At 41.0% G+C, this 16,444-nt stretch carries 21 protein-coding genes; 9 read left to right on the top strand and 12 right to left on the bottom strand.

Annotated features, from left to right (window positions below; genetic code table 11):
• Nucleotides 1–51: 51 nt before the first annotated feature.
• Both sppA and SYN7509_RS0200665 read right to left on the bottom strand, forming a co-directional pair.
• Nucleotides 52–900 (bottom strand): signal peptide peptidase SppA, encoded by an 849-nt coding sequence (sppA, locus tag SYN7509_RS0200670; protein WP_009633669.1) that lies wholly within the window; start codon nucleotides 898–900, stop codon nucleotides 52–54.
• A 108-nt stretch (nucleotides 901–1,008) separates the two neighbouring features.
• Nucleotides 1,009–2,931 carry a serine/threonine-protein kinase gene (locus SYN7509_RS0200665; protein WP_009633668.1) on the bottom strand — a complete coding sequence of 641 codons (1,923 nt, stop codon included), beginning with the start codon at nucleotides 2,929–2,931 and terminating at the stop codon, nucleotides 1,009–1,011.
• 140 nt (nucleotides 2,932–3,071) lie between these two features.
• On the opposite strand from SYN7509_RS0200665, the gene SYN7509_RS0200660 reads away from it, so the two are divergent.
• Together SYN7509_RS0200660 and SYN7509_RS0200655 are read left to right on the top strand one after the other, a co-directional pair.
• Complete coding sequence (locus tag SYN7509_RS0200660; protein WP_009633667.1) at nucleotides 3,072–4,118, top strand: zinc-dependent dehydrogenase; 1,047 nt, start codon at nucleotides 3,072–3,074, stop codon at nucleotides 4,116–4,118.
• 126 nt (nucleotides 4,119–4,244) lie between these two features.
• Entirely contained in the window at nucleotides 4,245–4,616 is a 372-nt protein-coding gene (locus SYN7509_RS0200655; RefSeq protein WP_009633666.1) for a Na-translocating system protein MpsC family protein, read from the top strand.
• A 116-nt stretch (nucleotides 4,617–4,732) separates the two neighbouring features.
• Here SYN7509_RS0200655 and SYN7509_RS0200650 read toward each other — a convergent pair whose 3' ends face one another.
• The 4 genes from SYN7509_RS0200650 to SYN7509_RS31585 all read right to left on the bottom strand — a co-directional run bounded on the left by SYN7509_RS0200650 (nucleotide 4,733) and on the right by SYN7509_RS31585 (nucleotide 7,182).
• On the bottom strand, nucleotides 4,733–5,137 hold the full coding sequence (locus SYN7509_RS0200650) for a response regulator (protein ID WP_009633665.1): 405 nt from the start codon (nucleotides 5,135–5,137) through the stop codon (nucleotides 4,733–4,735).
• Nucleotides 5,138–5,746: 609 nt separating this feature from the next.
• Entirely contained in the window at nucleotides 5,747–5,941 is a 195-nt protein-coding gene (locus SYN7509_RS24795; RefSeq protein ID WP_038020722.1) for a hypothetical protein, read from the bottom strand.
• 2 nt (nucleotides 5,942–5,943) lie between these two features.
• A complete protein-coding gene (locus SYN7509_RS24790; protein ID WP_084610609.1) occupies nucleotides 5,944–6,312 on the bottom strand; it encodes an IS1 family transposase in 369 nt (122 codons plus the stop codon).
• A 651-nt stretch (nucleotides 6,313–6,963) separates the two neighbouring features.
• Nucleotides 6,964–7,182 (bottom strand): IS1/IS1595 family N-terminal zinc-binding domain-containing protein, encoded by a 219-nt coding sequence (locus SYN7509_RS31585; RefSeq protein WP_071994132.1) that lies wholly within the window; start codon nucleotides 7,180–7,182, stop codon nucleotides 6,964–6,966.
• On the opposite strand from SYN7509_RS31585, the gene SYN7509_RS31165 reads away from it, so the two are divergent.
• From SYN7509_RS31165 to SYN7509_RS28065, 4 genes are all read left to right on the top strand, one after another.
• On the top strand, nucleotides 7,154–7,276 hold the full coding sequence (locus SYN7509_RS31165; RefSeq protein ID WP_255327275.1) for a hypothetical protein: 123 nt from the start codon (nucleotides 7,154–7,156) through the stop codon (nucleotides 7,274–7,276). The two genes, SYN7509_RS31585 and SYN7509_RS31165, sit on opposite strands and share 29 nt — an antisense overlap.
• A 278-nt stretch (nucleotides 7,277–7,554) precedes the next feature.
• Nucleotides 7,555–8,007 carry a hypothetical protein gene (locus tag SYN7509_RS0200635; RefSeq protein WP_009632409.1) on the top strand — a complete coding sequence of 151 codons (453 nt, stop codon included), beginning with the start codon at nucleotides 7,555–7,557 and terminating at the stop codon, nucleotides 8,005–8,007.
• Nucleotides 8,008–8,138: 131 nt separating this feature from the next.
• The gene (tgt, locus tag SYN7509_RS0200630) at nucleotides 8,139–9,269 is read left to right on the top strand and encodes a tRNA guanosine(34) transglycosylase Tgt (RefSeq protein WP_009632410.1); all 1,131 of its coding nucleotides are present in this window, start codon (nucleotides 8,139–8,141) and stop codon (nucleotides 9,267–9,269) included.
• A 72-nt stretch (nucleotides 9,270–9,341) separates the two neighbouring features.
• Nucleotides 9,342–9,479: a photosystem II reaction center protein K gene (locus tag SYN7509_RS28065; RefSeq protein ID WP_009632411.1), complete on the top strand. Its 138-nt coding sequence runs from the start codon at nucleotides 9,342–9,344 to the stop codon at nucleotides 9,477–9,479.
• A gap of 53 nt (nucleotides 9,480–9,532) precedes the next feature.
• Here the strand turns inward: SYN7509_RS28065 and SYN7509_RS0200620 are convergent, their stop codons facing one another.
• The 3 genes from SYN7509_RS0200620 to SYN7509_RS0200610 all read right to left on the bottom strand — a co-directional run bounded on the left by SYN7509_RS0200620 (nucleotide 9,533) and on the right by SYN7509_RS0200610 (nucleotide 11,961).
• Nucleotides 9,533–10,084, bottom strand: coding sequence for a glutathione S-transferase family protein (locus SYN7509_RS0200620; RefSeq protein ID WP_009632412.1), 552 nt, complete (start codon nucleotides 10,082–10,084; stop codon nucleotides 9,533–9,535).
• A gap of 2 nt (nucleotides 10,085–10,086) precedes the next feature.
• Complete coding sequence (locus tag SYN7509_RS0200615; RefSeq protein WP_009632413.1) at nucleotides 10,087–10,545, bottom strand: hypothetical protein; 459 nt, start codon at nucleotides 10,543–10,545, stop codon at nucleotides 10,087–10,089.
• A 114-nt stretch (nucleotides 10,546–10,659) separates the two neighbouring features.
• Nucleotides 10,660–11,961, bottom strand: coding sequence for an RNA-guided endonuclease InsQ/TnpB family protein (locus tag SYN7509_RS0200610; RefSeq protein WP_028954018.1), 1,302 nt, complete (start codon nucleotides 11,959–11,961; stop codon nucleotides 10,660–10,662).
• 328 nt (nucleotides 11,962–12,289) lie between these two features.
• Between SYN7509_RS0200610 and SYN7509_RS0200605 the strand changes: the two genes are divergently transcribed.
• On the top strand, nucleotides 12,290–12,979 hold the full coding sequence (locus tag SYN7509_RS0200605; RefSeq protein ID WP_009632415.1) for a tetratricopeptide repeat protein: 690 nt from the start codon (nucleotides 12,290–12,292) through the stop codon (nucleotides 12,977–12,979).
• Between the two features lie 36 nt (nucleotides 12,980–13,015).
• On the opposite strand, the gene SYN7509_RS0200600 is transcribed toward SYN7509_RS0200605, so the two are convergent.
• A complete protein-coding gene (locus SYN7509_RS0200600; RefSeq protein ID WP_009632416.1) occupies nucleotides 13,016–13,402 on the bottom strand; it encodes a slr1601 family putative cell division protein in 387 nt (128 codons plus the stop codon).
• A 323-nt stretch (nucleotides 13,403–13,725) separates the two neighbouring features.
• Here SYN7509_RS0200600 and SYN7509_RS0200595 point away from each other — a divergent pair, with 323 nt between their 5' ends.
• Nucleotides 13,726–14,283, top strand: coding sequence for a DUF2854 domain-containing protein (locus SYN7509_RS0200595; RefSeq protein WP_009632417.1), 558 nt, complete (start codon nucleotides 13,726–13,728; stop codon nucleotides 14,281–14,283).
• Between the two features lie 35 nt (nucleotides 14,284–14,318).
• Here the strand turns inward: SYN7509_RS0200595 and SYN7509_RS0200590 are convergent, their stop codons facing one another.
• Entirely contained in the window at nucleotides 14,319–14,576 is a 258-nt protein-coding gene (locus SYN7509_RS0200590; protein WP_009632418.1) for a CRR7 family NDH-1 assembly protein, read from the bottom strand.
• A 178-nt stretch (nucleotides 14,577–14,754) separates the two neighbouring features.
• Between SYN7509_RS0200590 and SYN7509_RS0200585 the strand changes: the two genes are divergently transcribed.
• Complete coding sequence (locus SYN7509_RS0200585) at nucleotides 14,755–15,741, top strand: YegS/Rv2252/BmrU family lipid kinase (RefSeq protein ID WP_009632419.1); 987 nt, start codon at nucleotides 14,755–14,757, stop codon at nucleotides 15,739–15,741.
• A gap of 49 nt (nucleotides 15,742–15,790) precedes the next feature.
• On the opposite strand, the gene SYN7509_RS0200580 is transcribed toward SYN7509_RS0200585, so the two are convergent.
• Nucleotides 15,791–16,444, bottom strand: coding sequence for a phosphatase PAP2 family protein (locus SYN7509_RS0200580; protein ID WP_009632420.1), 654 nt, complete (start codon nucleotides 16,442–16,444; stop codon nucleotides 15,791–15,793).

The following is a 16,444-nucleotide window of genomic DNA, read 5'->3' as shown; positions in this document are numbered from 1 at the left end:
TTTGGGTAAATGAAGACCAATTATTTTTACTTACACAGGTAGTAGTATTAGTTACGGTCGGTACATCCATAGTGGTAGCCCACTGGTAGCTAGTTCAAACTCTAGCCAATCATTGCCTATGGCTAAACTCGGTAACTGTCCCAAGTTGCTGATTAGGGTTGACTTACCCGATTGATTATTTAGTAAGCGGCTTAAAAAGGGTTTGCGTTCTTCCAAGGTGTAGCATTTCGTTTTTTCTGGGTCAAGCCCTACTAATTCTGCCGCCCAGCGTCTAGCGTCTTCCTCTGTACCCAATCTATCAACAACGCCTAACTCTACAGCTTGTTGTCCGGTAAAAATTCGCCCATCGGCAAAAGTTTTAACTTTTTCAACGCTTAAGTTACGTCCTTCGGCTACAGTTTCCACAAATTGAAGGTAACTTGTATCGATTAATTCTTGTAAGATATGCTGTTCTGGCTCGGTTAATTCGCGGTCAAAAGCCAAAATATCTTTATAAGGGCCAGATTTAATTACTTTAAAGGAAACTCCGATTTTTTCTAGTAGCCTCTCTATATTATTGCCGCGCAGAATTACTCCAATACTTCCGGTAATTGTGCCAGGGTTTGCCATAATGTAATCTGCACCTACACCAATATAAACGCCCCCAGAAGCAGAAATATTGCCGAAACTAGCAACAATTTTGACTTTTTCGCGGAGTTTTTTTAAAGCGCTATAAATTTCTTGAGAATCTCCCACCGTTCCACCGGGGCTATCAATGCGGAGTAATAAAGCTGGAAAGCGTCTTTCTTCAACAGTTTTGAGGGCTTCTAATACTTGCTTTCGCGTGTTGGAGGCGATCGCCCCTGTAATTTCAATCCGGGCAATTTGTTTTTGAAAACGAGGCTTAAAGGGCCAAATCATGAGCAGTCAAACCAGAAAATTATAAGTAAATCGGTAACAAGCGTTGTGTTAACACTGTCCTTATCTAGTTTGCCTCATTCAAGGCGGCTATTGCTTGACAACGGGGTTTTAATGCCAAATTTTAATTGTTTTATCTTTGCTACTACTAATTAAACGATTGCTACCGGGGACTGTCGCTAGAGATAAAACCCAGTCGGAATGTCCAGTTAATTTACGTAGTAATTTGCCACTTTTGGTATCCCATAATTTAATTGTCGGTTCAATCCCAGAACTTGCTAACTGCTGTCCGTCATTGCTAAAAACGAGAGAAACAATGCGATCGCTATGTCCTTGTAATGTCTGCAATCGTTTTCCGGTTTGCGGATGCCAAATGTGAATTGTTGTATCCCAACTACCACTAGCAAGTTGAGTCCCATCAGGGCTATAAGCGATCGCCCTTACCGCATCTTTGTGTTCGTTGATAGTGCGCAGGAGTTTGCCCGTTGGTAGCTGCCAAAGCTTGATAGTTTTATCTTTGCTTCCAGTAGCAAAAGTTTGGTTGTCCGGACTAACCGCAATCGAGAAAATTCTACTATTGTGTGCAGACTCAATAGTTTTAGTCGCACCCGTGCGTAAATTCCAAATATTGATACTACCGTCTTCACTAGCACTAATTAGCGTTTTGCCATCCGGCGCGAAGTCTACCGACCAAACAGGGCTAGAATGACCGGAAAATGTACCAATTAGCTTACCTTGGGATAAGTCCCATAACTTGATTGTTGTATCTCCACTACCACTAGCTAAAGTCCGTCCCTCGGCACTCATTGCTAGGGATCTAACGGTGTCTTTATGTCCCAACAAAGTGCGCTGTAACTGTCCTGTACGCACATTCCACACCTTGATAGTACGATCTTGGCTGCCACTTGCCAAAACTTGACCGTTATCACTAATAGAAGTCGCCCAAACAGGCTGAGAATGATTTTTGAGAGTTTTGGCTAAAGTAATATTGCTGATATTACTGGGCTGTTTAAATAAGTAGTTGTATTGTTTGGTTGAAGCTGCTGGCTTTGGCGGCGATTTGAATAAATAATAATAGTAGCTGCCGACAATTAAACTTATCGTTAAGCCAACGCCTACAAATGGCAGAATGGGAATATTTTTTTTATTGGTTTTAGCAGGTGCTGAGATTTGTATAGGTGGGCTGGGAGGAAGTTGTACCTGCAAAGCTTGCAATACTTCTGTTGCTGAGGCGTAGCGCTCTTTAAAGTGGTAGCGTACCATTTTGTTGATGATAGTTGCTAGGCGATCGCTAACTTGGGCGTGATGTTGCCACAACAGTTCCCCAGTTTCCGGGTCTTCGGGGATTTGAGTAGGGTCTAGCCCTGTTAATGCCTGAATTGCGATCGTTCCTAACGCATAAATATCACTATTGGGGCGCGGTATACCTCGTTCTTGTTCTGGGGGAGTATAGCCTGGCGTACCAATGGCAATAGTTGCAGCCACACCAAAAGCGTAATTAGTAGCGGTTTTGCCACCAGTAGTAATTACTTGCGTCCAAGCTTGCTTAACTGCGCCAAAGTCAATTAAAACTAACTTCCCATCTTCCTGTCTTCTAATTAGGTTACTGGGTTTAATGTCTCGATGAATTAATCCCTGGCTATGAACATACTCTAAAATGCTTAATACTTCTTGTAATAGTTCAGTGACTTGGGTTTCACTCCAATGTTCTTTGGGGCTTAATTCTTCTGTAAGTGGATGCCCTACAATCAATTCTTGAACTAAGTAAAACTCATCATCTTCTTCAAAATGAGCTAATAATTGAGGAACGCGATCGTAAAAGCCGAGTTTTTTTAATGCTTCTGCTTCTCGATCTAGCAATTCGCCCAAAGTTGGCAGATAATTCGCAAAGTTAGGTGTAGACTTGAGTTGTTTAATTACGCAGCTTGGACTACCAGCAATAGACACATCTTTTGCTAAGTAAGTTTGACAAAACCCTCCGGCGTTTAGGGTATCTATAACTTGGTAGCGTTCTTTAAGTAACTTGCCTAGCATTGTATAGATTATTTATATTTACAATCTTAATGCCTAGCGACTTATTAATTATCTTTCTTGAGGTGCAATAGTTAAGGTGCTTGCACTTGGACGCGTAACTTTTGCTAAAGTCTAAAGTTGGCAAGATAAAAGGAAAAATTATGAAAGCACAAGTATTTAGAGGCGTTAATCAGCTAAGTTATGAGGAACTACCTGTACCCACCCTCGCCGATGATGAGGTTTTAGTTCAAGTCCAAGTAGTAGGACTGTGTCAGTCAGATATCAAAAAGATTCTTTATCCACTATACGAACCACCGCGCATTTTTGGGCATGAAATGGCGGGAATTATTGCCAAGGTAGGAGAAAAGGTTACTGATTGGCAAGTAGGACAAAGAGTTGTGGTTATGCACCATATTCCTTGTATGCGTTGTCAATACTGTCTACATGACAATTTTTCGATGTGCGAGGTTTACAAAAATATCTCCACAACGGCGGGTTTTAACGCTAGTGGCGGCGGTTTTGCTGAATATGTCAAAGTCCCTGGTCATATTGTCCGCAATGGTGGTTTAATTTTGATTCCCGATCGCGTTACTTTTGAACAAGCAAGTTTTGTAGAACCCACTAACTGCTGTCTCAAGGCGGTAAAAAAAGCCCAAATTGCTCCCGGTGAATCGGTACTTGTAACTGGTGCTGGCCCGATTGGCTTGATGTTTGTGATGTTAATTAAGTATTTTGGCGGTAAAGCGATTTCTACCGATTTAATCCCTTCTCGCTTGGAAAAAGCCTTAAGTGTCGGTGCTGAAGCTGCTTTTGACGCTCGCGATCCTAATTTAACAGCAAATATATTAGCCTTAACTAATGGGATGGGAGTAGATACCACTTTGCTTGCTGTTCCTAGCGATAAAGCTTTTTTTCAGGCGCTTGAATGTACTCGTCGTGGCGGCAAAATTTTATTTTTTGCAGAGTTCCCTGATCAATTAGAGATTCCGATTAATCCTAATATTCTTTACCGTCGAGAGATTGATTTGATGGGTAGTTATAGTTCTTCTTATCGCTTGCAAAGTTTGGCTGTAGATATTGTTTTTAATCAACGAATTGATGTCAATGCCTTAATTAGCGATCGCTTTTCTTTGCAAGAACTTCCGGCGGCGGTTACTAGAGCAACTTCTCCTCAAAGCGATACTTTAAAAATTCTGATCTATCCCTAGTTAAATTATTTGAGTTGTTTATAAAAATCTATCTTTGGATGTATTTTTATAATTTTTAACAAAATGATACGTTTTAATTTTATCATCTATCTAACGATAGATATTTTTTGCTGAACTCCCATAGCTATGAATCCATCTTCTTCTACACGCGGACAAATAGAAAGAACGCTATCCCAGCGAATTCAATCTTTGTATCGCTCTCAGTTAGAACATACACCAAGTCGAGTAATATGCCAAATTTTTGACGGAAAAATTGCAATTATTCTGGAAGATTCCATCACTCAACCAGAGCAAGTTTTAGTTAATAATGGTCAACAAGAGCTAGCAGAACAAGTCCGTTCTGAGTTAGACGAAGCACTCCAGCCTCAATTAAAAGCATTAATTGAAGAAGTAGTTGGCATCAGTGTAATTGACTTACTAAGTAACGCAAAACTAGACACTGGGCGTAGTGCTACCATTGCCATTTTGGCAGAATCACCACAATTTCGTAATCCATAGTAGAGGTTAAAAACAGGACTTTGGATCTTAAGTTTTTGGTCTTATAGTTTTATTTACTAAGCTAGACTATAGCACCTAATACCTAACATCTAAATCCTCTAAGCTAAGAATTTCACCTAAGATACATATCGGCGAATAATAGCTTCTAATTCATCAATTGCATAAGGCTTAGTAACACAATCATCACAACCAGCTTTAACAAACCGTTCTTTATCTTCTACTCTTGCCATCGCTGTAACTGCGACAATTGGAATTGCTTTTGTCTGGGGATTTTGTTTAAGATAATTAGTAACTTCTATACCGCTCAAATCCGGCAACATCATATCTAATAAAATTAATTTTGGTTGGTAATTTTCTGCCATAGATAGAGCTTCTTTACCATCTTTAGCAGTAATAAAACAGCAGCTCATAATAACTAATAGTTGGCTAATTAATTGTAAATTGTCTTCATTGTCATCTACCGCTAAAATTAAAGGCTGGATGTCATCAGTGGAGCTATTAGAAAAATCTTCAAAACTCATAATTAATTTGAGGAAAGTCGTAGATAGACTAGCCGAAACTAGCTGGCAAAACAGCAATTATGTTTTTAATCCTACGACGAGGCATTCCCCAAGCGGCGCTGACGGCGCTTGCAGTGAATTGGCTCGTAATTACTAGATTAGGTTGCTGTTTTGTAACTAATAAGAAAGTTTTTTGATAGCAAGCTAATTAAAGTAAGTAACTTTGATAATTTTACCTCTAATTGGTTATTATTCAAATATTTGGGCAGAAAAGCTTGAAAAAAGTCTTGAATGGGTAATTGGTGAAAGTCTATAAAAGTGATTTTCTTTACTTAAAGCTTTGCCTAGATAGGCTAAATGACTTAGCCTACTATACTTTGATAAAAAATTGGTTTATTTTAGATTTCGGTTATTTTTTTATGGCTTGACAAATTACAGATTTTAATGTTTTTATTTGTCTACATAGCAATCATAAATCAGTTGTATAAACCAGAATGGTTTTGCCCCTAGTACCCAAGTCTGAGGGAACAGGAATCTTAACATCCAAACTTGGGAGCTAGGGGCAGATTGTATATTTCATAACTCAAAACGGAGCGCTATACTTAAGCCAAAATAGCAAATCCTAACTTATTAATCTTTAGTTAAAGCCAAGATTTTTGCGGTTTCCTGCAAAAGCTCATTCTGCTCTCTTTGTAACACTTGTAATCTCTGAGAAATTTCTGCTAATTTTTGGTGCGGGTTCTGGGGAATAACTATATTTGCATTATCGTCAGAAATATTTTTATAGGTAAATTTCTGGGAGATGCTGTATAGATGTTGATGCAAAATTAAATGGATAGTCCAAACTCGTATCTATTAATAAACAGTTCAATTACCAAATCGTGTATATCAACCGTCTTAGAAAAACAAATTGTTTTCCGAGCTTGACGTTTAATCCGAGTCCGCAGTGTCAAAGGTCTGTTTTCTATCTTTTGAGTGTTTTGTTTGCCAATTTTATGCAAGTGTTGCTCTAAATGCCGCGAATAAGCTCCCCAAGCATCGGTGTAAAAACGGGTAATTCCAAAGGGTTCTAATAAAGCTTTCCATTGGACAAAAACTTTATCAGAACGTGTCCCAAAAACATAGGTTAAAACTTTTCCGCTCTTATCAATAGCGTGCCACAACCACCTCTGATTAGAATTTTTCCAACAATCCACATTTCATCAGAAAATTGGGTAGAAACCCCGTCCTCAGAAAATTGGGTAGAAACCCCGTCCTTCCAGGACGGCTTTATATTTAAAGAATGTGCTATAATATACATGGTCAATGACCCACCCGCGACGCATGGATCAGACAGCCTAACGAGCGAAGTCCAGTACAACTGGCGGCGCAGAAAAATCGGTAGACCGGGAAAAGAGGATAGGGCAATGGTAAACATCCCTTGAGTCAAACAGTACATAAGAATTCCTTTTTGGATTTCGATACATAAGAACCGCAGGGCTTGCGGGAATAGTCTGTGGAGCGAACATAAGACCAATATTCCTTTGGGAGTGGAGGCAGTTGCTATGAAACAGAAACTCAAATCGTGAGGTTTGGGAATCACCGTCTCTTTAGAGCGGTGAGGATGTCAATTAGCTCCGATTCCATCCCTAACGGCATCAAGTCTAATTTAGCTACACAAATATCAACCACAATTGATTCGCAAACAGATTGCTTTAAAACTGATAAATTAACTGGTTGCAATTGGGCTTGTTTTTTTTAGTTTTTTGATAACAGTGCTAGTAATACTATGTAATAGTAGTGAGAGATTTTCGGGGGGAATTATTCCTCCCAAAATCTCTCGTGCTGTATCTCGAATTCCACTGCCGTTAAGTACCATGTCTACAATTTGTTATTTTACTTTTCTGAACTGACCTTGATAAGCATAATCGCCCAATAAATATTCGACCACTACAAAGTTCTTCCCGACATTGGTAGCGTTGCTTCTGTTGAGGAGTCTTGCCATTTTTTACAAAATCTACTTCCTGACAGCAAGGACAATGCAATACTTGTGTAATTATGGCTACTCTGGATACCAATGAATACATACCAACACTTTTACAACATCTCCGGTTATTGAAGCGTTGCTTTACCTTTAAAATCGGCGATCGCCACTATCTAGTGGATGCAAAGGGTAAATAGTCAGGTGTACGTCCTCCCAGGTTAAATTGTTTAGCTCTACAGCAAGTAGGAGCAAAGTCAAAAAACTTGAGATAATATTGTGTCGTAGGCTGCTGTTTGACTGTAACTTTTTGTAATTACCTTGATTAGTTTTGCTACCTAACTCTTAGCCTTAAAACAAGCTTGTAGAAGTTTTTGTCCTTCAGGTTTGGCAAACTCACGACTGCAAACCTACTTACTCAAGTTCCCTTTCGATTTTTTCCACCATAGACAAGTTTCGCCGACAAGTTGTTTTAATTATGAGTAACTATCGCTCCGACTCCCAGCTACCCGCTCCGTGCATTATTAATACTGGCATTATTACCAACAAAATAGATATTGGGCGGCTACTTGCCGACATCGGGCGCGTCCACTATCTCTATATTCAAGATGGCAAGCTCACAAGCCAAGGTGAAGGCGATGTGATGGAGATATTTACTAATCCTCAACAGGCGACGCTGATTGCTAATCACGCACTGTATTTGAATTTGCATAGTTTTGATTATCTAGAACTAAAACAGTCTCTAGAGCAAGAAACCTATTTTGATTTGATGCAAGATAACGCTTGCTTGCGGCTAATTCCGCTTTCTACACCGTTGCAAGAACGATTGACACGCAATTTAAACGTTGGAAGTTTGGAAGCAATGATGGATCAAGTAATCTCAGCTAAATGGGATGCAGAAATTGATGATGATGGTAGCTGTCCTTTGTAAACTACCCGGCGCTGCATCAAAGTATAGGTACGTGGGACTGGCGGCGACTAGCTAAAACTTTAGTTGTAACTAGGTTAAACGGTTATCTACTCTTACACTGAGGTAAGAATGCAGCAATTTTCTTGACCTTAATGCCACAATTTTCTTATCAAGTCTTGGCAAAATGCCGCCACACTAAAGCGCGAGTAGGTGTTTTTTTTACACCTCACGGCATAGTAGAAACCCCTCGATTTATGCCTGTAGGGACATTGGCAAATGTCAAAACCCTAACTCCCATGCAGTTAGAGGCAACCGGGGCGCAGATGGTACTATCAAACACCTACCACTTACATTTGCAACCAGGTGAATCGATTGTTGGTAAGGCGGGTGGGTTGCACTCGTTTATGAATTGGCAAAAACCAATTTTGACAGATTCGGGCGGGTTTCAAGTTTTTAGCTTAAGCCAAATGCGGAAAATTTCTGAGGAAGGGGTGATATTTCGCTCTCCTCATGGCGGAGAAATTATTAACTTTACTCCCGAATTTTCTATTCAAGTCCAAAATATTTTGGGTGCGGATGTAATTATGGCTTTTGATGAATGTCCCCCCTATCCAGCGACAAAAGAAGAAATTACCGCCGCTACTAATCGCACAAATCGCTGGCTAGAGCGCTGTATTGTCGCTCACGATCGCACCGATCAAGCTTTGTTTGGCATTGTCCAAGGAGGCGTACATCTAGACCTACGGGCGGCGGCGGCGCAGACTCTAGCAACCTATGATTTGCCAGGTTATGCTATTGGCGGCGTAAGTGTAGGAGAACCCCCAGAATTAATTGCGAAAATTGTTGCCGCTACTACTCCCCTATTGCCAGAAGATAAACCCCGGTATTTGATGGGTGTAGGAACTTATCGGGAAATGGCGCAGGCGATCGCATCGGGGATAGATTTATTTGATTGCGTTATCCCAACTCGGTTGGCAAGACATGGTGCAGCATTAGTACAGGGTGATCGCTGGAACTTAAAAAATGCTCAGTTTAAAGAAGATTTTACGCCTCTAGACTCTACTTGCCCTTGTTACACTTGCCAAAACTTTAGCCGCGCTTATTTGTGTCACTTAGTACGCAGTCAAGAAATCCTCGCCTATACTCTCCTCAGCATCCACAATGTTACGGAACTAATTAGTTTTACGCAAAAGATTCGTGACAGTATTTTAGGCGATCGCTTTACTACCGATTTTCAGCACTTCCTCAATCCCCAATTTGAAGATAGCTCATTGAGCGAATAGCTTAATTAGCTATCCCTTTTGTGTTAAAATTCATCTCAATTCTTAAAGCTGCATAAGTAGAGATATATACAGATGGAAGCGGTACTGTTGCTCGCAAAACTCCCGGAAGCCTACGCGATTTTTAATCCTTTAGTAGACGTTTTACCAATTATTCCCGTATTTTTCTTGTTGCTGGCGTTTGTTTGGCAAGCGGCAATTGGTTTTAGATAATTTTTTTTGTGATAAGTATTGTGTAGGACAGGTTAAAAGTCTGTCCTATTTTTTTACATAGACATCGCTTTTTGAAATGCTGGACGCTCCCCCAAGCGCTGCATATAGCTTGTTACTTCTTGGTAAGCACTCAAATCTAGCTTCAACATGAGCGGAATGTAAGCCAAGATCGAACCTACAGCTACATCAGCAACAGTAAATTCTTCTTTTAGCAAATACGGTTGGTGTGCCAAAATTCCATCTAAGGCGGTTAATAGCCTAGGCATTTCTCGCTCTCGGTTGGCTTCGACAAAAACTCCGATCGCCAAAGTAGAGTTAGCAAACAAAATCCACTGATTAATTTGCGCCAATTGCTCTATAGACAAAGCAATTTTTTCGTACTTTTGGGCTAAATAAAGCAAAATTGCCCCCGATTCCCATAAACAAAAATCCCCATCAGCGATCGCCGGGACTTTTCCCATTGGGTTAATAGCTAAAAACTCTGGTTTGAGATGTTCTCTTGCTTGCATATCTAGCAGGACAAACTTGTAGTCAATTGCTAATTCTTCTAAATACCACTTGACAATTGATGCACGGCTACGTGCGCCACCGTAAAGTTTCAACATAACTACAGCACTTTATGAGTATGAGAGTGTTGCTTTACATTATCGTCAGTGGTGACAGTACGGCTCATATTTAATACTCGTTTGCGCTCAATAGAGTATTTGAAGTCATTGCGGGTTGTACCTGGGGGAATATGGGTTTGGGCGATATCACGGCGCTTGTAAGTCCGGGCGGCGGCGATCGCTCTAATCACAAATTCATCGCTAAATTGCGCCGAATCGGGAAATCCTTGGGGTTTTTGGGGCAATTGAGTCACAACGTCGCCAATGGTAGTTGCCAAAGCAAGTTTATAAGAAGTCGGAATACCTTTAACAATTGCTTCCAAAGCTGCCGATGGTATTGGCTCAATTACTTCAACTTCGTGTACTTCCCCATCTTCTTTAACAAAGCAAGTTGCTAACCCAACCACAAGATAGTCATCGGCGGATAAATCTGTAGCATCACTTAACAAGGTATTGGTCATAAAAGTATTTCTGTCAATGCTGTTGGTTGTTGCATTGTACCAAGTTGTCTAGAGACTTCGCTTAAGTCGAGATAGTGACATCTCCCCAGCCTAAAGGCGTGGGGCTTCTAAACTTCACAATTTAGACTTTCTGGTTTTTCTCTTGCGAGGTTTCGCCACTTGCCTAGACTGGATTTCTTCAGCCCCCGGTAGATCGGCTGCACAGACACTTTCGATTCCGGGCTGTCCACCCGTACTAAGTGAGGATATACCTCTATTTCTAATTACAAGTCCACTAGCTACATCCCTATCGCCAGTGAAACCACATTCAGGACAACTATGCACTCGTTGCTTCAAGTCTTTTTTAACCGTCGCCCCACACTCAGGACATTCTTGCGAAGTCCCCCGACTGTTGACCACGCCAAAAAACTTATCTCGCTTCCAGCACACATATTTGACGATAGTTCGGAATGCCCCAAACCCTCCATCCAACATATGCTTGCCAAACATTCCTTTAGCCATGACCGTATAGTCCAAGTCTTCCATAAAGACCATATCAGAGGCATCACAAAGGGCGTGGGCGCACTTAAAGTGAAAGTCTTTGCGCGTGTTATCAATTTGGTGGTGGACAAGAGCAACGTTTATTCTGGCTTTCTCGTAGTTTTTCGAAGGCATCTTTTGGGAAGAATTATTCTCCCCAAAAATGCCGCACCGTTTGGTTTTTCTGCTCAGTCTACGTTGCAGCAATTTCAGCTTGCTTTGCAGACTTTTAAAAAACTTAGGCGGTTTTACCAAAATGCCGTCGCTGGTTGCCAGGAATTTCAGGAGGCCAATATCTACACCAATCGGATGACCATGTGGCATAGGTTCGGGAACACTGACATCGCACTGGAGAGCAATACAGGCGTACCATCTATCGGCTTTTTTGAGGATGCGAACTTGCTTAACAAGGAAACCATCAGGGATAGGACGATGCAGGTTGATTTTGACCAGTCCCAATTTGGGCAGCAACAAATTGTTTCCACTGGCTGGCGACTGCTTGAACTGGGGAAACAACAAGGATTTGAATTGCCCAAACTTTTTAAAACGCGAGAACCCATGTCCCAGTTTTTGAAATCCCTCCCAACTCCTATGCAGTTGCTTAATCGCTTGCTGCAACACTTGACTGGGTACAAGTGCAAGGCGCGGGAACTCTTTTTTAGCTCCTGGCAGCGCACTATGTTGGACTGCCTCGTTGGGGAAAGGGAGCTCCGCCCCCAAGATGTACTCGTGATGGATAGAACACCTATCAATCAAACACTTTCTGCTATTGCACCAATCTTTGATTTGTCGCAGCCCGTAGTTGTAGGCGTTGCGGCAAATATCCATCCATTCGTCCAACAATTGTTGTTGGACGGTTTGGGGGTAGATGCGATAGCGATAAGTGAGTGTGAGCATAGCTTTATTCTAACATATTTACTGGAGAATATAACTCCAATAAAATATAAAGCCGTCCTACAAGGACGGGGCTTTAAACCCATTTTTCCGGTAATGGGTCGATCTACTCCTAGCTTCATTTCTGGAATTGAACTAAGGAAAGATGAAGTAAAAAATACCAAATGCTAAATTGTCAATTATATATTCAATATTAACTTTTGGTAACTTTTCTAAAAAAACATCGATGATGATGTAAGCCACTTGATCAAGTCACACAACCGCCTAAGCGTTGCTGCCAAAAAAATCATACGTTGAGTTTGTTGAGCTACCGCTCGAAGTTATAAAAAAAATGAACCGTCAATTATTAGCTTCCCTTCCCGATTGTTTTGCACACCCTTACCCCTGGGATCGACAATCTCCTAGCCCCTTAGAACCAGAATTGTTACCCGATCGCTGTTTGCGCTCCTATGGTAAAGCCAAAGCCAAACTTGGAGATTACAAAAGCGCGATCGCTTCAATGAGTCATTTAATTGATCGCCATCCCGATAATGCGATCGATTACAACAATCGGGGCTTAATCTATTTTCAAAGCGGTCAATTGCTTAAAGCGATCGCCGATTACGATAAAGCAATTCAACTCAATCCGCAACTAGCTAGTGCTTACAACAACCGCGCTAACTACTATGCCGTTTCTGGTAGTCTAAATATGGCGATCGCTGACTACGATCGTGCTTTGGATCTCAATCCCAGTCATGTCCGAGCCTGGATCAATCGAGCTATTACCTGGCGTGACTTAGGGAAGTACAAAGAAGCAGTGGAAGACTTGGAAATCGCCGCCTTGTTCGGTCAACTGCAAGGCAATATCTACGCTGAACAAGGGCGGACTTACCATCTTTGGGGTGATTGGAATTTAGCGATCGCCGATTATCGTAGAGCTTTAGCACTCCTACCTCTGCATTTAGAGTCAACGGGAGATATTGCTAACAATCGTTTGCGATCGCAAGTTGAAACTTGGTTGCAACAGTTAATCAGTCCGTAAAAACCAAAGAGCTATTAATTAATAGCTCTTGATAGGTTAATTATTTTTTAACAAAAATATTTGGCGTTGTCTTGGATCTACCCGATTGCTTTGTTCTGCCATAATTTTTTTGGCTTCATGGGGATCGAAAGAGCGGTTAAAGTCTGTTTGCAGATCGGTAACACGGCTTTCGGTCAACTTAACTTCTGTAGAAATTTCTTGCAATTTTGCCTGCTGAGAAACATTATAAGGCAACAATTTTACCAAAGCAGACACCGCTCCAGCCACTAATACAATATTCACTACTAGCTTGGCTGTATTTTCGATTACCATTCCCTGGTAAGGATGCAAACGGCTACGCTTACGGGTTTTTCTTTGCGGTTTTACCCCCCGGCGAGGCTCTACAGTTTCTAGCGGTGGTCTAGGTTGTTGAAGGGCGTTCATAAATTTACAAGCTGCGATTTGGGGAAAACTAAAGGTTTATTATTTCTACAAATTATAAACTCTAATATCTATGTCCAACTTGGTAGATTGGAGTGATTATTGAGTTTTTTTACTACTGTTATACAAAAATACACAAGCAGCCTAGCACAAGTTGTTGTTTTTTGCATCAGCATTTTTAAATCTTTACAGCTATAAGCGGCAATCTTTACTTAACTTTAAAGTTTGACCAACAAAGGAGTTGGTTGATAGACAGGGTACTTGTGTTTCAGGGCAAGAGAAGGTTAGGTTTAGTAATATATCTACATATTTACCGCCCCAAGATCATGTTACGTCAAACTTCTTTAGGATCGCTCGGATTAACTGTTGGTGGTATTTTAACAATTGTGGGATTTTATGCTTACTTTTCTGGGAATCCGACCCTTAATTTAGTTGGGTTTTTCTATGGTATTCCTTTATTGTTGGGTGGATTAGCGCTTAAAGTTTCAGAACTAAAACCCATACCTTATACGCAGCCTACAGCACCCGAAGTAGTTGCCCTGCGAGAGGAACAAGCTACCATCACTCAAAATCAGATCCGTAAAGATATTACTCGCTACCGTTACGGACAAGATGCTCATCTTGATAGTTCATTGTCTCACCTAAGTTTAAGTCCCACCGATGAGGAACGCCCGCTAATTACTGGTATACGCGAAACGGCAACCGATGGCGCTTATACACTGATTATTGATTTTTATTCGCCATTAATTCCGTTACAATCCTGGGAAGAAAAACATCAAAAAATGACAAGTTTTTTTGGTCCTGGGGTACAAGTTGAAATCAAACAGCCAAAGAAAGACGCTATTGAATTAGCATTAATTACTACTTCTGAAAGTAAAAACTAGATATTTTAGTTAGAAAAACTACAGAAAAATAGTTTTTATTTTTCTAGGCGCACAGCATACCACTGTAAATATTGACCGGGTTCTAAAACTAATTCACAGCTAGTATTTATTAAATAACTAGCTTGTTCTTCAATAGAAGAAAAGGTTTGTAATTCTTGCGGTAACTTATGCTGATTGTGCGCCAAAACAACTTTTAATTTTTCTAATAGCTCGTTAGCCGTGAGAAATTGTTCTTGTTGGTTAGGTTCTAAAACAACAAAATCGTCCTGTTGATACATCATTGGGTCGGGCATAAGGCAGGGATTACAACTTTAGATAGGGTATAACTTAGAAGGGGTTCTGTTAACTTAGTTAAGTGATTAACTATTTATAGTTGTTAAATAAAAAAAACTTCAGTACAGAAGAATTAATTTAATTATACTGATGAGAAAATCATATTCCTAATAACTTCCGAGCAATAAACTTACTACTATGAAAAGAACTGGAAGCTGTCTTATATTTAATCCATCGGCTGGTCAAAGCAATCCAGAGCAGGATTTAGCAAAAATTCGAGAGTTGTTAGAACCAAGTATAGAGTTAGATATCCGGTTTACAACGGAAGATTTAGACGCGGATGCGATCGCCTTAGAGGCAATTGCTCAAGGAGCAACCAGTATTATCGCCTCTGGGGGAGATGGAACTTTATCCGCCGCCGCTAGTGCCTTGGTAGGGACAAATATACCTTTAGGGATAATTTCACGGGGGACAGCAAACGCTTTCGCCGCCGCCTTAGAATTACCAGATACCATCGAAGCCGCCTGCGAGACAATTTTGGGAGGTTTGACACGGGTAATTGATGCTGCAAAGTGTAACGATCGCCCCATGGTATTACTTGCCGGAATTGGCTTTGAGGCAGAGACGGTAGAACGAGCCGATCGCCGCGCCAAAAATCGGTTTGGGGTGTTAGCCTATCTCATGGCTGGAATTCAACAATTACGCGAATTAGAATCCTTTGAGGCAGAGATTGAAACCGCCGACAAGATTATTAAGCTCACCGCCGCCGCCATAACTGTAGCAAATGCCGCTCCACCAACATCAGTATTAGCTCAAGGGCCTTCGGGGGTGATTTTTGACGATGGCTTATTAGATATAACCGTTGTCTCGCCTGTAACTCGTGCTGGGGCGATCGCCGCTTCTTATCATTTGCTGCAAACTGCCTTAAATGAAAGTGCTACCGAACGCGACGATGTAGGTTACTTGCGAGCGAAAAGAGTAATTATTAAAACCGATCCGCCGCAAAAAGTAGTTCTTGACGGGGAAATTATTGGTTTTACTCCGATTGATGTTGAGTGCGTACCGGGAGGCTTAACTATATTTGTCCCCGCCCACGTTGCCCTATCTTCGGTAGTGGAAAAACTCGAAGGATTGCCAGATTTAACTATTGAAGCTAAACCCAATAATGGATTTGATGAGGTATAAAGTATTATTTTTGACGTGGTTACAATTAGCTAATTTGGGCAAAATCAAACTATTTTGCTCGGTATCTATGCCAAATTTTTGAGCTAGAAATACACGCAATTAGCCATACTATCCCGGCTGCATACCCGGCGATGATATCAGTTGGCCAATGTACTCCCAAGTACAGCCGACTAAAACCAATAGCCACAACTAATAAAGTAGTTAAGCTAATAATCCATACTTGCTGGCGACGGTAGCGAGTGGCAAGAATATAGCCAATAAAGCCATAGATAACCATTGACACCATTGCATGACCGCTAGGAAAGCTGTACTGTCCCACGTCTACTACGCGATCCCATAATGCAGGACGAGCGCGGCTAAATAGTTGTTTTAGCAGTACATTTAGTCCGATCGCACCAATAGCGGCGATCGCCAAAGTAGTAGCTTCCGACTTTTGTTTGCGTTGTAATAACCAAGCGCCTAAAATCAAACAGCTAATTAACAATACAAAGGGATCGCCGATAAATGTAATACCCAACATTAATAGGTCTAATGGCGGCGAGCGCCAACTTCTGATCGTCAACAAAATATTTGTATCAAAAGCGTAACTTTCTACTTCTAAAACTTCTTCAGCAATTTGAGCAAATACCCATAAAGCAATTCCAGCTAGTAATAAGCCGCCAATTCTAACTTTGAGGAGAAGGGAAAGTAATCGCGATCGCAC

Source organism: Synechocystis sp. PCC 7509 (assembly GCF_000332075.2).
In the GTDB taxonomy this organism is placed as follows: Bacteria; Cyanobacteriota; Cyanobacteriia; order Cyanobacteriales; family Chroococcidiopsidaceae; genus Aliterella.
This window is presented reverse-complemented; position numbering and strand designations above follow the sequence as displayed.